Origin of the sequence: Cognatishimia sp. 1_MG-2023, assembly GCF_030548175.1 — a bacterium.
Lineage (GTDB): Bacteria > Pseudomonadota > Alphaproteobacteria > Rhodobacterales > Rhodobacteraceae > Cognatishimia.
On record NZ_JAUORX010000003.1, the window covers coordinates 257,278 to 273,763 of the forward strand.

Annotated in this window: 16 protein-coding genes and 1 riboswitch; of the genes, 15 read left to right on the forward strand and 1 reads right to left on the reverse strand. The window is 53.9% G+C overall.

Annotated features, from left to right (window positions below):
- The first annotated feature begins 106 nt into the window (after window positions 1–106).
- The 12 genes from Q4544_RS06590 to cmk all read left to right on the forward strand — a co-directional run bounded on the left by Q4544_RS06590 (window position 107) and on the right by cmk (window position 10,523).
- Complete coding sequence (locus tag Q4544_RS06590) at window positions 107–619, forward strand: OmpA family protein (RefSeq protein WP_303504988.1); 513 nt, start codon at window positions 107–109, stop codon at window positions 617–619.
- Window positions 620–629: 10 nt separating this feature from the next.
- Entirely contained in the window at window positions 630–944 is a 315-nt protein-coding gene (locus Q4544_RS06595; RefSeq protein WP_407063032.1) for a hypothetical protein, read from the forward strand.
- Window positions 945–1,128: 184 nt separating this feature from the next.
- Window positions 1,129–2,139 carry a PhoH family protein gene (locus Q4544_RS06600; protein ID WP_303504992.1) on the forward strand — a complete coding sequence of 337 codons (1,011 nt, stop codon included), beginning with the start codon at window positions 1,129–1,131 and terminating at the stop codon, window positions 2,137–2,139.
- A gap of 21 nt (window positions 2,140–2,160) precedes the next feature.
- A complete protein-coding gene (locus Q4544_RS06605) occupies window positions 2,161–2,631 on the forward strand; it encodes a DM13 domain-containing protein (protein WP_303504704.1) in 471 nt (156 codons plus the stop codon).
- Window positions 2,632–2,688: 57 nt separating this feature from the next.
- The gene (ybeY, locus tag Q4544_RS06610) at window positions 2,689–3,189 is read left to right on the forward strand and encodes an rRNA maturation RNase YbeY (protein WP_303504705.1); all 501 of its coding nucleotides are present in this window, start codon (window positions 2,689–2,691) and stop codon (window positions 3,187–3,189) included.
- Between the two features lie 21 nt (window positions 3,190–3,210).
- Window positions 3,211–4,107 (forward strand): hemolysin family protein, encoded by an 897-nt coding sequence (locus Q4544_RS06615; RefSeq protein WP_303504706.1) that lies wholly within the window; start codon window positions 3,211–3,213, stop codon window positions 4,105–4,107.
- The gene (gene lnt / locus Q4544_RS06620; RefSeq protein WP_303504707.1) at window positions 4,094–5,590 is read left to right on the forward strand and encodes an apolipoprotein N-acyltransferase; all 1,497 of its coding nucleotides are present in this window, start codon (window positions 4,094–4,096) and stop codon (window positions 5,588–5,590) included. The genes Q4544_RS06615 and lnt overlap by 14 nt, the downstream gene beginning before the upstream one ends.
- A gap of 36 nt (window positions 5,591–5,626) precedes the next feature.
- Window positions 5,627–5,674, forward strand: a riboswitch (SAM-SAH riboswitch).
- Between the two features lie 4 nt (window positions 5,675–5,678).
- Window positions 5,679–6,860, forward strand: a complete 1,182-nt coding sequence (metK, locus tag Q4544_RS06625; protein WP_303504708.1) for a methionine adenosyltransferase — start codon at window positions 5,679–5,681, stop codon at window positions 6,858–6,860.
- 122 nt (window positions 6,861–6,982) lie between these two features.
- Window positions 6,983–7,717 (forward strand): tRNA (guanosine(46)-N7)-methyltransferase TrmB, encoded by a 735-nt coding sequence (gene trmB, locus Q4544_RS06630; protein ID WP_303504709.1) that lies wholly within the window; start codon window positions 6,983–6,985, stop codon window positions 7,715–7,717.
- A gap of 169 nt (window positions 7,718–7,886) precedes the next feature.
- On the forward strand, window positions 7,887–9,239 hold the full coding sequence (gene aroA, locus Q4544_RS06635; protein ID WP_303504710.1) for a 3-phosphoshikimate 1-carboxyvinyltransferase: 1,353 nt from the start codon (window positions 7,887–7,889) through the stop codon (window positions 9,237–9,239).
- A gap of 99 nt (window positions 9,240–9,338) precedes the next feature.
- Window positions 9,339–9,854: a hypothetical protein gene (locus tag Q4544_RS06640; RefSeq protein ID WP_303504711.1), complete on the forward strand. Its 516-nt coding sequence runs from the start codon at window positions 9,339–9,341 to the stop codon at window positions 9,852–9,854.
- A 60-nt stretch (window positions 9,855–9,914) separates the two neighbouring features.
- A complete protein-coding gene (gene cmk, locus Q4544_RS06645) occupies window positions 9,915–10,523 on the forward strand; it encodes a (d)CMP kinase (protein WP_303504712.1) in 609 nt (202 codons plus the stop codon).
- Here the strand turns inward: cmk and Q4544_RS06650 are convergent.
- Window positions 10,520–10,924: a GNAT family N-acetyltransferase gene (locus Q4544_RS06650; RefSeq protein WP_303504714.1), complete on the reverse strand. Its 405-nt coding sequence runs from the start codon at window positions 10,922–10,924 to the stop codon at window positions 10,520–10,522. The two genes, cmk and Q4544_RS06650, sit on opposite strands and share 4 nt — an antisense overlap.
- 126 nt (window positions 10,925–11,050) lie before the next feature.
- Here Q4544_RS06650 and Q4544_RS06655 point away from each other — a divergent pair, with 126 nt between their 5' ends.
- The 3 genes from Q4544_RS06655 (at window position 11,051) to Q4544_RS06665 (ending at window position 16,322) form a co-directional block, all read left to right on the forward strand.
- Window positions 11,051–12,202, forward strand: coding sequence for a Hint domain-containing protein (locus Q4544_RS06655; RefSeq protein WP_303504715.1), 1,152 nt, complete (start codon window positions 11,051–11,053; stop codon window positions 12,200–12,202).
- Window positions 12,203–12,405: 203 nt separating this feature from the next.
- Window positions 12,406–14,085: a 30S ribosomal protein S1 gene (rpsA, locus tag Q4544_RS06660; RefSeq protein ID WP_303504716.1), complete on the forward strand. Its 1,680-nt coding sequence runs from the start codon at window positions 12,406–12,408 to the stop codon at window positions 14,083–14,085.
- Window positions 14,086–14,345: 260 nt separating this feature from the next.
- A complete protein-coding gene (locus Q4544_RS06665; protein ID WP_303504717.1) occupies window positions 14,346–16,322 on the forward strand; it encodes a DEAD/DEAH box helicase in 1,977 nt (658 codons plus the stop codon).
- Window positions 16,323–16,486 lie beyond the last annotated feature (164 nt).

Here is a 16,486-nt window from a genome sequence, read left to right on the forward strand (position 1 = left end):
TTTGCGGATCAATGCAGGGGAAACGGGGCAAGCAGAGGATATAATCGTGGCGGACAAAATGATTGCGAGTGCGCGTAAGTTGTTGGGGGGCGTTGTTGTTGCAGCCATGACCCTGACTGCAGTAGCCGGTGCCGCTGTTGCGGAAACCAAACAAATTCGTGGTGCAGCTTATGTTCCAACTATCTGGGTTGACCCGGATGGATGTGAGCACTGGGTGATGGATGATGGTGCAGAGGGTTACATGACCCCGAACGTCAGCCGTCAGGGCATTCCAGTTTGCCGTCAGGGCAACCTATGCGGCGTAATGGATGCAGACCAGTTCTTTGCAACCAATAAAAGCCAAATCGGTGGTTCAGGTCGCGCACGTTTGGCTGAGTTCTTTCAGCAAGCGAACGCACGGGCTTATATCATCACAGGCCACACTGACAGCCGCGCAAGCGATGAATACAACATGGCATTGAGCTTCCGCCGTGCGACAGCTGTTGCAAAAGTGGGCGCAAGCACTGGCGCGAATATCGTAGATGTTCGGGGTTACGGCGAGCGTATGCCACGGGCGACCAACAAAACTTCACGCGGCCGGGCAGAAAACCGCCGTGTTGAAATCATGTGCATCAACTAAGGGGACGGTCATGAAACTTGTTAAAACATGCATGGCTTTGATGGCCGCGACTGTTCTTTCTGCGTGTATCGGTGAAGAATCCGGTGGCGAAATTACAGATAAAACTGTTGACCACGGCTTTGACAAAAAGCACCTGAGCCAACTTAAGGCCGGTATCTGGGTTGATCCAAATGGTTGTGATCACTGGATCATTGACGATGGTAAAGAGGGTTATCTGAGCCAACGTCTTGATCGGTATGGCAAACCTGTTTGTTCTGGCATCGCGCCGCCTTCGACGGCGACGGGCCCCTACAAGCAAGGGTCAAAGTTCCACGATCCTGCATGATGCCAACTGCGCATCACATAAAATTACAGAAAGGTCGCATGTTTTCACATGCGGCCTTTTTTTATGACGGTTGCGTGAATATTCGCCTGTCATGGTGCAAGGGCGCTTGCGTTGGACGCCCAAAAGATGGCACCCTGAGACTCAGTACAACGCTTGATAGGAGACATATTTGGCCATCAGCGAAATGACCCCACCGCTCGCCCAGGAAGCCAACAAAGAACATGTGTTGGAGTTCCCTGACAACCGCCTGCTGATTGATCTCTGTGGAGAGTATGATCGGAACTTGGCGAATATAGAGCAAAAGCTGAAAGTCCAAATTATTCGCCGCGGAAACCAACTGGCAATTCACGGTGAAGAAGCGGCGCAGCTTGAGGCCGAAACGGTTTTACAGTCGCTTTATCAACGTCTTGAAACCGGAAAATCCGTTGAACAAGGTGATATTGATCGCGAATTGCGCATGGGTGGTTCTGAAAAGAACACCGGTACGTTGGATGGCGATCAGATGGAGCTGTTCAAGGGCGGCAAAGTTGAAATCAAAACACGCAAAAAGCTGGTTGAGCCGCGAACCGAGGCACAAAAGGCCTATGTGAAGAGCTTGTTTAACAACGAGCTGGCCTTTGGCATTGGTCCCGCTGGTACAGGTAAGACATATCTTGCCGTGGCGGTTGGTGTGTCGATGTTTATCAGCGGTGAAGTTGATAAGATTATCCTCTCGCGTCCTGCGGTCGAAGCGGGTGAAAAGCTGGGTTATTTGCCTGGTGACATGAAGGATAAAGTCGATCCTTATATGCAGCCGCTCTATGATGCGCTGAATGATTTTTTGCCGGCCAAGCAGCTTGGTAAGTTGATCGAAGAGAAAAAGATCGAGATTGCGCCGCTGGCCTTTATGCGGGGGCGGACCTTGGCGAATGCGTTTGTTGTGCTGGATGAGGCGCAAAACGCGACCACGATGCAGATGAAGATGTTTCTGACCCGTCTGGGTGAGGGCAGCCGCATGGCGATTACCGGTGACCGAACGCAGGTGGATTTGCCGCGTGGTGTGCAATCTGGTTTGCGGGATGCGGAACGTTTGCTGAGTGAAGTTAAGGGCGTGAGCTTTAACTATTTCACAGCAAATGATGTGGTACGTCATCCATTGGTTGCCGCAATCATCAAGGCATATGATGCGGATGCCGAGAAAGCGCAGAAGACCTAACAATTGGCTGGGAGCCGAGTAATGTTGAGATTTGCATTTTTATCGGCGACCCATCTAGGCGCTTTGGCTGTTGGATTCGCGTTGGGAATTTATTTCCTGCCCATCCTGACGGCGCCTGCATCCCCTGATGCGGCCGCTTTGGAAGAGCAAACCAAAGACGCATTGTTCACGGCTGAGTTCACGCGCGACCTTGCGGGGAGTGATTTCTTGCATTGGGGGGAGGGCACGGTGAGTGTGTCCTCTTCGATGATTGTGCACGAAGGGAAACTTGCACCGGGGCCAGACTATAAGCTGTATCTGGTGAAGGATTTTGTCGAAGACGAAGCGGGATTTGAGGCTGTGAAGTCTGAGTCGGTTTTGGTCGGAGATGTGAAGACATTCGCGGGTTTGCTGCTGAATGTGCCAGCCGAGATTGATGTGACGCAATATTCTACGGTTTTGATTTGGTGTGAATCCTTTGGGGAATTCATCACGTCGGCCAAATACCAGTAAACCATTTGGGCACTTTTCTATGCTTTTCTTGGATCAACAACTGCGTTAGTGCGGGGCATGTCTGTGGATATTTTGATCGAAGATCGCCGTTGGCGCGATATAGAGCTGGACGCTTTGGCTGAGAAGGCCGCGGATGCGGTTTTGTCTGAGCTTGGGCTTGCACCGGATGCTTGGGAAATCAGCTTTTTGGCTTGTAATGACACGAGAATTGCTGATTTAAACGCTGATTTTCGCGGAAAACCAAGCCCGACGAATGTGTTGTCTTGGCCGTCTGACGAGCTGGGTGCGGATGCGGATGGGGGGCAACCTGATCTGCCAAGAGGCCCGGATACAGAGCTGGGCGACATCGCGATTGCGTTTGAAACCTGCAAGCGCGAGGCGGAAGAGGCCGGCAAAACAATGCAAGATCACGTGATGCATTTGTTGGTGCATGGAACTTTACATCTTTTGGGCTATGATCACATCCGTGACCAAGATGCCACTTTGATGGAAGGCTTGGAAACACAGATACTTGCGAAAATGGGTATAGCTAACCCATATAGAGAGGAGACGGGGTAAAACCCCATTTGGAAAGGTACGATGGGCGACAGCACTGACGGATCTTCTAACGCGGCGCAAAGCGCGCGGGTAGAGGCCCAGAATAATTCTAAGAGCGGCGGTTTTTTCCGTCGATTGATTGAAGCCATCAGCCCTGCGGATGCAGGTGGTGATGTATCTAATATTCATTCAGATAATAATCCCACGCCAACGCATGGCATGATCAACCTACGCCGTATGCGGGTTGAGGATGTTGCTGTGCCGAAGGTCGATATTGTGTCGGTGTCTGTGACAATGACGCGGCCTGAGGTTGTGGATGTCTTTCGGGAAAGCGGGTTTACGCGCTTGCCGGTTTACGACGGCACGTTGGACACGCCGGTTGGCTTTTTACACCTAAAAGACTTGGCTCTGAAATATGGGTTCAATGGGTCTGGCGGACGATTTGTCATGCGGCAAATGTTGCGGCCCTTGCTGTTTGTGCCGCCATCGATGCCGCTGGGCGTTTTGCTGACCAAGATGCAGACGGAGCGTCGGCATATGGCCTTGGTGATCGACGAATATGGTGGTGTGGATGGGCTTGTGACCATCGAGGATTTGATCGAACAGGTTGTCGGTGAAATCGAAGATGAACACGACCAAACCGAAGATACGCTTTGGACTGAAGACGCGCCGGGCTGCTACATGGCCTTTGCCAAAACGCCTTTGGAGGAATTCCAACAGGAAATTGGCCGGTCTTTGACGCAATTCGAAGAGATTGATGCCGAGGAAATTGATACGCTCGGCGGGTTGGTCTTTATGCTTGCGGGGCGTGTGCCTGCGCGGGGCGAGGTTGTGGTGCATCCAGACGGGACCGAATTTGAGGTCGTTGATGCCGATCCTCGGCGGATCAAACGCCTGCGGGTCTTGTTGACCGAAGCGCAGCAGCATGTGGCTGAATAGCCGGATTGATGCCTTTGGCCGATTGGGGCCAAAGGTAAAAACGCTTCTTCTGATTTTGATGGGTCTTGTGGCCAGCCTTGGGCAAGCGCCATTTGGTGCGGTGTTCCTATCGTTGATTGGGTTTGCCAGTGTGTTTCTGGTGTTTTCCTTTGCAGAGACGGGCCGCGCCGCGGCCAAAATGGGCTGGGCCTTTGGGCTAGGGTATTTCGTTTTAACGATGCAATGGTTGGTGTCGCCGTTTCTGGTAGAGGCTGACCGGCATGGCTGGATGGCACCCTTTGCGGTGGTTCTATTGGCCGGCGGCTTGGCATTGTTATGGGGTGCAGCTTTTGCTGCGGCGCGTCGTTTTGGGCCGTTTGCACTGATCGTGACTTTACCACTCGCGGAACTGGTGCGGGCCTATGTGTTCACTGGGTTTCCGTGGGGCATGCCTGCGTATGGATTGGTTGATACGATCTTTGCGCAGGGGGCGGCGTGGGTTGGGTCACACGGGTTGAACGTTGTGTTGTTGGCGCTGGCCTATGTGTTGGCGTGGACGGTCACAGGACGCGGTTTTGCGGGGTGGTCTTGGCGGTTAGGTTTGGCTGCTGTGGCTGTGACGTTGATTGTTCCGTTGAAACCCATGCAGGCCACAGATGATGCGGCTGTTATTCGCTTGATCCAGCCAAATGCACCGCAGCATCAAAAGTGGGATAGCGCTTTTATGCCGATCTTTTTCGATCGGGCGTTGGCGTTTACGGCGGCAGAGGGCCAGCCGGATTTGATCCTTTGGCCAGAGACGAGCCTGCCTTACAGCCTGCCGGGCGGTATTGATGCGGTGGACGAGATCGCGGCGGCAGCCAATGGTGTGCCGTTTGTGGTTGGGGCCAATCGGTTTGATGACTTGCTGCTGATGAATGCGGCGGTCTTGGTTGATGAGGCAGGACAGATTAGCCAAATCTATGACAAGGCGCATTTGGTTCCGTTTGGCGAGTATATGCCCTTTGGCGAGGTTTTGGCGCGTTTTGGCATCCATGGCTTGGCGGCCAGTGAAGGACGTGGCTTTACCCCTGGGGCTGGTGCGGAGCTGATGGATTTGGGAGCCTTGGGAAAGGCATTGCCGCTGATTTGTTACGAGGCTGTGTTTCCACAGGATGTTGGGGCCTATTCGGAGCGCCCAGATTTTCTGATGCAGATCACCAATGATGCGTGGTTTGGGACGTTCTCTGGCCCGTACCAGCATTTGGTGCAGGCGCAGATGCGCGCGATTGAGCAGGGGCTTCCGTTAGTTCGGGCGGCGAACACGGGCGTTTCTGCGATGATTGATGCACGGGGGCGGGTCGTTGACTCGCTTCCGTTGAATGAAGCAGGATTTCTGGATGTGGCTTTGCCGCCGGCTCTGCCGATGACGCTTTATGCGAAAACGGGGGATTGGACGGTATTTTTGTTACTGTTGGCGGGCTACATCGGTCTTTGGGTTAGAAAACGACGCGAAAGCAATTGACCCTAGGCGGATGCAGGCCTAAGTCGAGTTTAATCATGACTGTCACAACGGCTTCCTGGCGTGACAGAGAAATCTAATGGAGCATTTCATGGCCAGATCGAATTACGTTTTCACTTCCGAGTCCGTTTCGGAGGGCCATCCAGATAAAGTCTGCGACCGCATTTCTGACGCGGTGCTGGATGCTTTGTTGGCCGAAGAGCCAGAAGCACGCGTTGCTTGCGAAACCTTTGCGACAACCGACCGTGTCGTCATTGGTGGCGAAGTTGGCTTGAGCGACCAAGCGAAGCTAAAAGAATACATGGCAGGTGTTGATGGGATCGTACGCGATTGCATCAAAGACATCGGCTACGAGCAGGATAAGTTTCACCACGAGACTGTGGAAATCACCAACCTGCTTCACGAACAATCCGCGCATATTGCGCAGGGCGTTGATGCCTCTGCGGATAAAGAAGAAGGTGCAGGCGATCAGGGCATTATGTTTGGTTACGCAACCAACGAAACGCCTGATCTGATGCCAGCGCCCATTCAATATGCCCATGCGATTTTGCGTCGTTTGGCTGAGGTGCGTAAATCTGGCGAGCAAGCGGTGCTAGGCCCAGATGCGAAAACGCAGCTATCTGTGCGTTATGAAGGCGGCAAGCCGGTGGGCGTATCGTCTTTGGTTTTATCGACACAGCATTTGGACGAAAGCCTGAGCAGCGCAGATATCCATGCGATTGTTGCGCCTTATATCACTGAGGTTCTGCCAGAGGGTTGGCTGACTGCTGAAACCGAATGGCATGTGAACCCAACCGGTAAGTTTGTAATCGGTGGGCCAGATGGTGACGCGGGTTTGACTGGTCGTAAGATTATCGTGGATACCTATGGTGGTGCCGCCCCGCATGGTGGTGGTGCGTTTTCTGGGAAAGACCCAACCAAGGTTGACCGCTCTGCCGCTTATGCGGCGCGTTACTTGGCAAAGAACATTGTGGCTGCGGGCATGGCGGAGAAGTGCACGCTGCAGCTGTCCTATGCGATTGGCGTGTCTAAGCCATTGTCGATCTACGTGGATACCTATGGCACTGGCCAAGTTGATGATGCTGCAATCGAAGCAGCCGTGGCACAATGCATGGACCTGACCCCGCGCGGTATTCGTGAGCACTTGAAGCTGAACAAACCAATCTATCAGCGTACTGCGGCTTACGGTCACTTTGGCCGTACCCCTGACGCTGATGGCGGGTTTAGCTGGGAACAGACCAACTTAGTGACTGCGCTGAAGGCGGCTGTTTAAGCTGACTTATACTAAATTTTGGAAAGGCAGAGAGGTTCTCTGCCTTTTTGCATTTGTGGCCAAGCCTTGACCCATGGTGCAGGTTACGGCACATGGACGCGACCTAATTTGTGAGACCCCTAATGTCCGACGATAGCTCTAATACTCCAGACAACCACCCTTCGGGGGCGCCTTGGCGGAACTTTTATGGGCGCTTTAAGGGGAAGGGGTTGCGCAAATCTCAGGAGGCTTGGTTGGATGAAGATCTGGCGAAGCTGTCACCGGGAAAGGTGACTTGGGAAGAAAACCCGGATCGCGAGAATATTGATCTGGAAGCGCTGTTTGGTGGGCGTGATACCTGGCTGGAAATCGGCTTTGGTGGCGGTGAGCATATGGTGCATCAGGCCAGCCAGAACCCGGACGTGGGGTTTATTGGGTGTGAGCCGTATATCAACGGCGTTGCGATGTTGCTGGGTAAAATCCGCGAGGCGGGTGCTGACAATATCAAGGTGCATCCAGGGGATGCGCGCGACATGTTTGATGTTTTGCCGGATGCGTCGATTTCTAAGGCGTTTCTGTTGTATCCTGATCCATGGCCCAAGAAACGGCATCATCGCCGCCGGTTTGTGACGCAGGAACATCTGGAGCCATTGGCACGGGTTTTGAAACCCGGTGCGATTTTTCGGGTGGCGACGGATATCGAAGACTACGTGCGCCAGACCTTGGAAGAGGTTCCAAAGGCGGGCTTTGAATGGCTGGCAGAAGGGCCATCGGATTGGCGCGAGCCTTGGGGTGATTGGATTTCCACACGCTATGAGCAGAAGGCCTTTCGCGAGGGGCGCAAGCCACATTATCTGACGTTTAAGCGTTTGGGATAAGCTGGGTGAGGGGCGCTGCCCCTCTTGGCCGATGGCCAATTCACCCCGGAGTATTTTAGGAAAGATGAAGGTGCGGGGCATCGAATTGGGTCATGGGCTTTCTGAGCCATGGACCTTGCACCTGTTCTGCGCTAACAGCCTTGGCCAAGAGCTATGAAGGATTGCGCATATGTCTGGCCACGGCACCCCCATTCCCATGACATCTCGGCCCTGTGGGCCTTTGAACGGCGAGGCGCATGTGCCTGGCGATAAGTCGATTTCGCATCGGTCTTTGATCCTGGGCGCGATGTCGATCGGTGAGACGCGCATTACTGGGCTGTTGGAAGGCGAAGACGTTTTGGATACAGCCAAAGCGATGCGCGCCTTTGGGGCAGAGGTGATTGAGCATGGCGGCGGATCTTGGTCCGTGTTTGGCGTTGGGGTTGGCGGTTTTGCTGAGCCTGAGAACGTGATTGATTGCGGCAACTCTGGCACCGGCGTGCGCCTGATCATGGGCTGCATGGCGACAACGGGGATATCGGCGACCTTTACTGGGGATGCCTCCCTGAACAAGCGTCCGATGGCGCGGGTGACGGATCCGATTGCATTGTTTGGAGCGCAGTCTGTTGGACGCTCTGGTGGACGCTTGCCAATGACGATTGTTGGCGCGGCTGAGCCGACACCTGTGCGCTATGTGGTGCCAATGCCTTCGGCGCAGGTGAAGTCAGCGGTTTTGCTGGCGGGTCTGAACGTACCGGGTAAGACGGTGGTGATTGAGAAAGAAGCGACACGCGATCATACGGAACGTATGTTGCAGGGCTTTGGCGCGGAGCTGACCGTCGAAGAGACGGACGAGGGCCGTGTGATCACTTTGACCGGTCAACCAGAGTTGAAGGCGCAAGAGATTGTTGTGCCGCGTGATCCATCCAGTGCGGCGTTTCCCGTTTGTGCGGCGATTGTCACACCGGGGTCTGATGTGTTGGTGCCGAATATCGGTTTGAACCCAACACGCGCGGGCCTGTTTACGACTTTGCGTGAAATGGGTGCTGATCTGACCTATGAGAACGAGCGTGAAGAGGGTGGTGAGCCGGTTGCGGACTTGCGTGCAAAGTTCTCGCCCGACTTGAAAGGGATCGAAGTTGATCCTGCGCGGGCGGCTTCGATGATTGATGAATATCCGGTTCTGTCCGTTGTTGCGGCCTTTGCCCAAGGCGACACTGTGATGCGTGGCGTGAAAGAGCTGCGGGTTAAGGAAAGCGACCGAATTGATGCGATGGCAAAAGGTCTGCGGGCCAATGGCGTGACCGTTGATGAAGGCGACGATTGGTGGATCGTTAAGGGGCTTGGTCATGGGAATGTGCCGGGTGGTGCAACGTGTGCGAGCCAGCTGGATCACCGCATTGCGATGAGTTTCATGATTTTGGGCATGGCTGCACAAAAGCCTGTGAGCGTGGATGATGGCGGCCCAATTGCAACATCTTTCCCGATCTTTGAAGGGCTAATGGCCGAGCTTGGTGCAGAGGTGGTGCGAAGCGCCAGCTAAGCCTTCGATCAGTTTATCTTGATTTTTAAGCCGTGCTGGGCATGATTTCCCAGCGCGGTTTTTTTGTGCCGCCTGTATCGGGACGAGGAGGGGCGGCCCATGCAACGTTGGTTTTGCATATGTGTATTGATCACGCTTGGCCTATTGGCCGTGATGAGCATGTGGTCTTTTCCGTGGATTGCGCAGTCTGCCGGGGGGCTTTCGGCATTTGATTTGCGGTTTACCGGATATTCAGAAGCTGAGGCACGAGCATTTTTGGCGGCCCTTAGCGATGAAGGGTATGTGTTTTATCTGACGGTTCAGCATCGGTTGGATGTGCTGTTTCCTGCGTTTCTGGCGGCGAGTTTCATGCTAGCAAGCGCGCTGTTGTTTCGGCAGCGGTTTGCGCGATTGCTTTACATCATCGTTCTATTGGGTTTGGCGAGCGATTTTCTGGAGAACCGAACTGTGGCGGCGATGTTGCGCATGCCTGAAACTGTTGATCCAATCATGATTAAAGTGGCTAGTCTGTGGACGGTTGCAAAGTTTGTGTCGATAGCGGTTGTTTTGGTCTGCCTTTTGGCAGGTTTGGGCGGACGGCTTTGGGTTCGAAAGTGGTCGCGTGGCGGTGCATAGGTGCTTGCGCCAATTGGGTAGACGCGAGATAACGCCTGCAACAGATATTTGAGGCACATCATGCGTATTACCATTGCAATCGACGGTCCTGCAGCAGCGGGCAAGGGCACTATTTCAAAAGCTGTTGCCGCGCATTTTGGGTTTGCGCATTTGGATACGGGGCTGTTGTATCGCGCCGTTGGGGCCAAGGTGCTTGCTGGCCAAGAGGCGATTGCGGCGGCGCAGGCTTTGGTGGCTGAGGATTTAGACGTTGGTGATTTGCGCACGCCTGATGTGGCGCAGGCGGCATCAAAAGTGGCTGTCGTACCAGAGGTGCGGGCGGCATTGGTGGATTTTCAACGCAGTTTTGCCCAGCGTGCAGGTGGGGCTGTTTTGGATGGCCGTGATATTGGCACCGTTATCTGCCCAGAGGCCGATGTGAAACTGTTTGTGACAGCCAGCGCAGAAGTGCGTGCGACGCGCCGGTTTAAGGAGTTGTCGGACAAGGGTCACGCGGATACGTTTGAGGACGTGTTGGCAGACGTCAAGGCGCGGGATGAGCGGGATATGAACCGCGCTGAGGCACCGTTGAAACCTGCCGAAGATGCGGTTTTGATCGACACATCTGAATTGACTGCTGAGCAAGCGATTGCTGCAGCGATTGCCGAGATTGACGCAAAACGCGGTTAAAGCTCTCGTGACATGCGGCGGTAGGCGACGTCTTTTTTGAAAAAACGTTCTCCTTTTGGGGCGAAGCCGTGTTTTTCGTAAAACGGGAGCGCGTTTTCGCGTGCGTCGAACCAGAATGCCGTGGCGCCTAATTCGCGGGCTTTGTTTATTAGAAATGTCAGCATTTGGCTGCCAAGCCCTTGGCCTTGGTGGCTATGAGCCGTGGCGAATTTGCGCAGGCGAAGGGTTGTGTCATGCCAAAAGAGCGAGGCGGTACAAATCAGCTGCCCGTCATTGTGGATACCGAAATGTAGCGCGTTTTCGTCACCTTTGACTTGGCTGACCTCTGGCGGATGGTCGGGCCACAGAACGGCTTGTCTTAATGGCAGAGTATCGGATGCTGAAATTGGGGTGATGTCCATCTGTGCAATCTGCCGCGCAATTTAGCTAATTTCAACGAATTAAAACGGCCGCGAATGTCTGGGATTTAGATATTTGTAACGCTCTTATCGCCATCCTTGGTGCATCTGGATCACTAGGGGTTTGCTATGGGTACGTTGATTTACATCGGATCGTTGTCCGCGATGGACACGGATGAAACCAATTTCACAAACGAAAACCCAGATGCGATTAGCGGCAGTTATGGCGCGGGTGATATGCAAACCGTCGATGTGAATATGACCCATTCCGGTGGGTATGTTTACAGTGACGATGGAGGCCGTACGCCGAATGAGTTCATCTATGATGTGGGGAACGGCGAAACGCGCAGTGGCTTAGATGCCGAGGCGCGATTTACTGGGACTGTCACGGATGGGAATGGCGTGACCTCCAGCGTTACGATGAGCGTGTATCAAACCCAAAATGGCGATACCTTTGTGCGATTGCCGGATGGGTATGATGTACAATCGCTGACTGTGGATCAGATGGTTGCCGATGGGTATTCCAACATTAACAATACCGCCAGCAGTACGTCGATGGTTGTGTGCTTTCACGCGGGTGCACGGATTTTAACACCGGATGGGGAAAGGCCCGTTCAGGGGATAAAGCCCGGGGATCAGGTGATGACCTTGGACCACGGGCCGCAGGCGGTTCGATGGCTCGATCATTGGAATATTGCAAAAACAAAGGAAACCAACGCGCCGATTTGCATCGTGGCGGGTGCATTTGGGAATGGGCTGCCGAAGCGCGATTTGCGGGTGTCGCCGCATCATCGTCTATTCCTAACTTCGCGTATTGCGGAACGGATGTTTGGGGCACCCGGAGTTTTGATCGCAGCGCGGCGGTTATTGGGGTTGCCGGGGGTGTATCAGGATGCACCCGGGCAAGAGGCGACTTATGTGCATTTCCTGTGTGATCAGCATGAGTTGGTCTTGGCAGAGGGCGTGGCGGCGGAAACGCTTTTGGTCGCAAAGCAGTCCTTGGCGATGTTGGATGCTGGGTTGAAAGATGCAGGAATTGAAGGGGCAGGGGCGCCAATGACAGCCCGCGCCAGCGCGCCGGCCCGACCTTTGCATAGCCAGAGGCGGTTACAGAACATGGTGGGGCGTCATATCAAAAATGGTAAGATGCTGATGGCTTGTACTGATGGATTTCGGATGAACGGCGGCATGATACACCATGAGGGGCGACGATTGATCGCGATATCTGGCGCAACTTCGCCGGAAACCCCGGATAAATTCGCCAAAAGCCTTGCAAACTAGGCACCAAGCGAGTAACCCACGCCTGTCGAAAAGGCGAATAATGCCGCAAGATACAGAGATCGAGCAGGGTCGGATCAACCGGCCCTCTTTGTTTTGCGTTTCGCTTGGACCAACCCGTCTGCCATTGGTGGGCATAATTTAAGACCGGCGGAGACAACCGCGCGGCCAGATAAAAACCGAATGTAAAGGAAACATGAGACCTCATGGCTCAAAACGTATCTATGGAGGACTTCGAAGCCCTTCTGAATGAAAGCTTCGAAATGGACACCCCTGATGAGGGTTCCGTTGTAAAAGGCAAGATCATCGCGATTGAAGCGGGTCAGGCCATCATCGACGTAGGCTACAAAATGGAAGGCCGCGTTGATCTTAAAGAATTCGCAAATCCTGGCGAAGCTCCTGAAGTTGCTGTTGGCGACGAAGTAGAAGTCTTCTTGCGCTCTGCAGAGAACGCACGTGGCGAAGCAGTTATCTCTCGTGAGATGGCGCGCCGCGAAGAAGCTTGGGACCGTCTGGAAAAAGCATATGCCGACGACGCGCGCGTCGAAGGTGCCATCTTTGGCCGTGTCAAAGGCGGTTTCACTGTCGATCTGGGTGGCGCAGTTGCGTTCTTGCCTGGTTCACAAGTGGACGTTCGCCCAGTACGCGACGCAGGCCCATTGATGGGTCTGAAGCAGCCATTCCAAATCCTGAAAATGGACCGTCGTCGTGGCAACATCGTTGTATCCCGTCGTGCGATCCTCGAAGAATCCCGCGCAGAGCAGCGTGCTGAAGTTATCGGCAAACTGGCTGAAGGCGATTCTGTTGACGGTGTGGTTAAGAACATCACTGAATACGGTGCGTTCGTTGACCTTGGTGGCGTAGACGGCTTGCTGCACGTAACCGACATGGCATGGCGCCGTGTGAACCACCCATCTGAGATCCTGACAATCGGCGAAACCGTTAAGGTTCAGGTTATCAAGATCAACAAAGAGACACATCGTATCTCCTTGGGCATGAAACAGCTGATGGACGATCCTTGGGATCTGGTTGCTGGCAAGTACCCACTTGAGTCCGTGCACACTGGCCGCGTAACAAACATCACTGATTACGGTGCATTTGTTGAGCTGGAAGCTGGCGTTGAAGGTCTGGTTCACGTTTCTGAAATGTCTTGGACAAAGAAAAACGTACACCCAGGCAAGATCGTTTCTACTTCTCAAGAAGTCGAAGTTATGGTTCTGGAAATCGATGGTGCGAAGCGCCGTGTTTCCCTTGGCCTGAAACAGACTCAGCGCAACCCATGGGAAGTGTTTGCAGAAACACACCCAGAGAACACTGAAGTTGAAGGTGAAGTTAAGAACATCACCGAATTCGGTCTGTTCATTGGTCTGCCTGGCGAGATCGACGGCATGGTTCACCTGTCCGACATCTCTTGGGACGAGCGTGGCGAAGACGCGATCCAGAACTTCCGCAAAGGCGACGTTGTCAAAGCGGTTGTATCTGAAGTTGACGTTGAAAAAGAGCGTATCTCTCTGTCCATCAAAGCGCTTGGCGGCGACAAGTTCGCTGAAGCGACTGGCGGCGTGAAGCGTGGCTCTATCGTGACTGTTGAAGTGACTGCCATCGAAGAAGGCGGCATCGAAGTGGTTTATGAAGGCATGAAGTCCTTCATCCGCCGTTCTGACCTGGCACGTGATCGCGTTGATCAGCGTCCAGAGCGTTTCAACGTTGGCGATAAAGTTGACGTGCGTGTGACTAACGTAGATGGCAAAACACGCCGTCTGGGTCTGTCCGTAAAAGCACGTGAGATCGCTGAAGAGAAGGAAGCAGTTGAACAGTATGGTTCTTCTGACTCCGGCGCGTCCTTGGGTGATATCCTTGGCGCAGCTCTGAAGACTGACGAGTAAACGCTAGGCCTTAGGGCTTAAGAAAAATCTGGCCTCGCCCGATGGGCGGGGCCTTTCCTATTCAGGACCAAGTCAATAAGTGGCCTATGGAGTGGCTCAGTTTGACGCCCTCGTCTTTCCAAAACAACGACCTGCGCACACAGGTAGGGCGCGTTGTTTTTGATAGGCGGTGGATATTTGGCCGTTACCTTATTGGGCCTGCATGCGCAGTGACCCTCTCGCGCAAAAGCGCGGGCAACATATAAAGAGAAGACAATACTGTGAAACAAGCTCTGCGGGACGCGTTAACCGATCGTGGCTACAATAAACTGACCCCTGTTCAAGAAGCGGTCATGGACCCGGAATATGAAGGCGCTGACCTTTTGGTTTCTGCTCAAACCGGTTCTGGTAAAACTTTGGGCTTTGGCTTGGCGATTGCGCCAACGTTGCTCGGCAATGACGAAGCGTTTTCAAAGGCAAAAGCGCCTTTGGCTTTGGTGATTGCACCGACGCGTGAACTTGCGCTGCAGGTAAAGCGCGAGTTGGCATGGCTTTATGCCAAGGCGGGCGCTGTGATGGCGTCTTGTGTGGGTGGCATGGATATGCGCGACGAGCGTCGCACATTGGAACGTGGCGCGCACATTGTTGTGGCCACTCCGGGCCGTCTGCGCGATCACATCATGCGTGGCTCTATCAACCTGTCGCAACTGCGTGCGGTTGTTCTGGACGAAGCGGATGAGATGCTAGATCTGGGTTTCCGCGAAGATTTGGAGTTCATCCTAGGTGAATCCCCAGAGTCGCGTCAGACACTGTTGTTCTCTGCGACGGTTCCAAAATCCATCCTTGGCTTGGCGAAAAAGTACCAGAACGACGCGATCCGCGTTGTTGCGAAATCCGAGAACGCACAGCATAGCGATATTGAATACCGCGCAATGAGCGTTGTTGACCGTGACGTTGAGAACGCCGTGATCAACACGCTGCTGTATTACGATGCGCCAAATGCGATTGTTTTTGGCAATACACGGGCAACTGTGAACCGTTTGACAACACGCTTGTCCAACCGTGGATTTAAGGTTGTAGCCTTGTCTGGTGAGCTTTCACAAGCAGAGCGGACCCATGCTTTGCAAGCGATGCGCGATGGGCGTGCGAATGTTTGTGTGGCGACCGATGTTGCGGCACGCGGTATTGATTTGCCGAACCTTGATCTGGTTGTGCACGCTGAATTGCCGGGTAGCCACGAGACATTGCTGCACCGTTCTGGCCGGACCGGTCGTGCGGGCCGTAAAGGCACCAGCTGCTTGATTGTTATCAAGCGCAACATGAAAAAAGCGCAGCGTATTCTGAGCATGGCGAAATTGAATGCAGAGTGGGGCGCAGCGCCTTCTGCTGACGAAGTTGCAGAACGCGAAGAAGAGCGCCTGATGACTGACGAAGGTTGGCAGAAGGAAACGGCTCCGGCAGAGGCTGGATTGGTCGCTAAATTGCTGGAGAAGTTCACACCAGAACAGCTCGCAGCAGCGTTTGTGCGCATCCATCAGACAAACCGTTCTGCTCCCGAAGAGCTGCGGGCTGTTTCTGATGAAAAACCACGTCCACGTGACGAATTTGGTGCCAGCGTTTGGTTCTCTATCGAAGGTGGTCGAGATGCAGAGGCAGAGCCACGCCGCTTGTTGCCGATGCTGTGCAAAGTAGGTGGTCTGACCAAAGACGATATTGGTGCGATCCGGGTTCAAAAAGAAGAATCCTTTGTGCAAATCTTGGAAAGCAGCGTTGATGGTTTCCTAAAGTCTGTCGGCACTGCGATGACTGTTGAAGATGGTGCGAAAATCAAACGCCTATCTCAAGCGCCAGTGCTAGAGCGCCAAGAGCGCCCACGCAGGTCGTTTGACCGCAAGCCCGGTGGTGGCGGTAAACCTGCCTATAAAGGCAAAGGTGAAGGCCGCGGTGATAAGCCACGCGGTAAGTCCTCGGCACCTGTTGATTGGAATGATGCTTCTGAACCTCGGGCACGTAAGCCAAAGCCAGAGTCCAAAGGTGGACCGGGTGGTCATCGTAAAGGTGGAGACGGTGGCGGCAAGCCGCGTCGCGCGTCATCTGATGAATGGTCCCCTGCATCCAAGCGGACTGGTGGAAAACCGGGTGGCAAACCAAAAGGCCCACCACCCCCAGCTGGCAAAGCGAACAGCAAAAAGAACAAAGCACGTGCAGCTGCAAAAGGTGGGAACCAGCCCCCTCGTAAGCGCGGCTTTAACGCCTAAACCTAATCAAGCTGCGCCGCGAATCGTGTGAGATTCTGCGGCGCAGCACCCTTTGCACATGCAGAAGGATGTGCGCTTGATCGGCAGAGCATTGCTCAATCCGTCATTTTCTGAGACTTTTTTTCGGAAAATCAGGGGTTTGGCCGATCTTAGGGTTTCCGTTT

What these genes read in the sequence shown, in the direction of transcription:
- Q4544_RS06650 (WP_303504714.1), bottom strand. Translation starts at nt 10,924, where the DNA reads ATGGACATCACCCCAATTTCAGCATCCGATACTCTGCCATTAAGACAA.
- Q4544_RS06640 (WP_303504711.1), top strand. Translation starts at nt 9,339, where the DNA reads ATGCAACGTTGGTTTTGCATATGTGTATTGATCACGCTTGGCCTATTG.
- rpsA (WP_303504716.1), top strand. Translation starts at nt 12,406, where the DNA reads ATGGCTCAAAACGTATCTATGGAGGACTTCGAAGCCCTTCTGAATGAA.
- Q4544_RS06605 (WP_303504704.1), top strand. Translation starts at nt 2,161, where the DNA reads ATGTTGAGATTTGCATTTTTATCGGCGACCCATCTAGGCGCTTTGGCT.
- cmk (WP_303504712.1), top strand. Translation starts at nt 9,915, where the DNA reads ATGCGTATTACCATTGCAATCGACGGTCCTGCAGCAGCGGGCAAGGGC.
- Q4544_RS06600 (WP_303504992.1), top strand. Translation starts at nt 1,129, where the DNA reads ATGACCCCACCGCTCGCCCAGGAAGCCAACAAAGAACATGTGTTGGAG.
- lnt (WP_303504707.1), top strand. Translation starts at nt 4,094, where the DNA reads ATGTGGCTGAATAGCCGGATTGATGCCTTTGGCCGATTGGGGCCAAAG.
- Q4544_RS06590 (WP_303504988.1), top strand. Translation starts at nt 107, where the DNA reads ATGACCCTGACTGCAGTAGCCGGTGCCGCTGTTGCGGAAACCAAACAA.
- Q4544_RS06655 (WP_303504715.1), top strand. Translation starts at nt 11,051, where the DNA reads ATGGGTACGTTGATTTACATCGGATCGTTGTCCGCGATGGACACGGAT.
- Q4544_RS06615 (WP_303504706.1), top strand. Translation starts at nt 3,211, where the DNA reads ATGGGCGACAGCACTGACGGATCTTCTAACGCGGCGCAAAGCGCGCGG.
- metK (WP_303504708.1), top strand. Translation starts at nt 5,679, where the DNA reads ATGGCCAGATCGAATTACGTTTTCACTTCCGAGTCCGTTTCGGAGGGC.
- trmB (WP_303504709.1), top strand. Translation starts at nt 6,983, where the DNA reads ATGTCCGACGATAGCTCTAATACTCCAGACAACCACCCTTCGGGGGCG.
- aroA (WP_303504710.1), top strand. Translation starts at nt 7,887, where the DNA reads ATGTCTGGCCACGGCACCCCCATTCCCATGACATCTCGGCCCTGTGGG.
- Q4544_RS06595 (WP_407063032.1), top strand. Translation starts at nt 630, where the DNA reads ATGAAACTTGTTAAAACATGCATGGCTTTGATGGCCGCGACTGTTCTT.
- ybeY (WP_303504705.1), top strand. Translation starts at nt 2,689, where the DNA reads ATGTCTGTGGATATTTTGATCGAAGATCGCCGTTGGCGCGATATAGAG.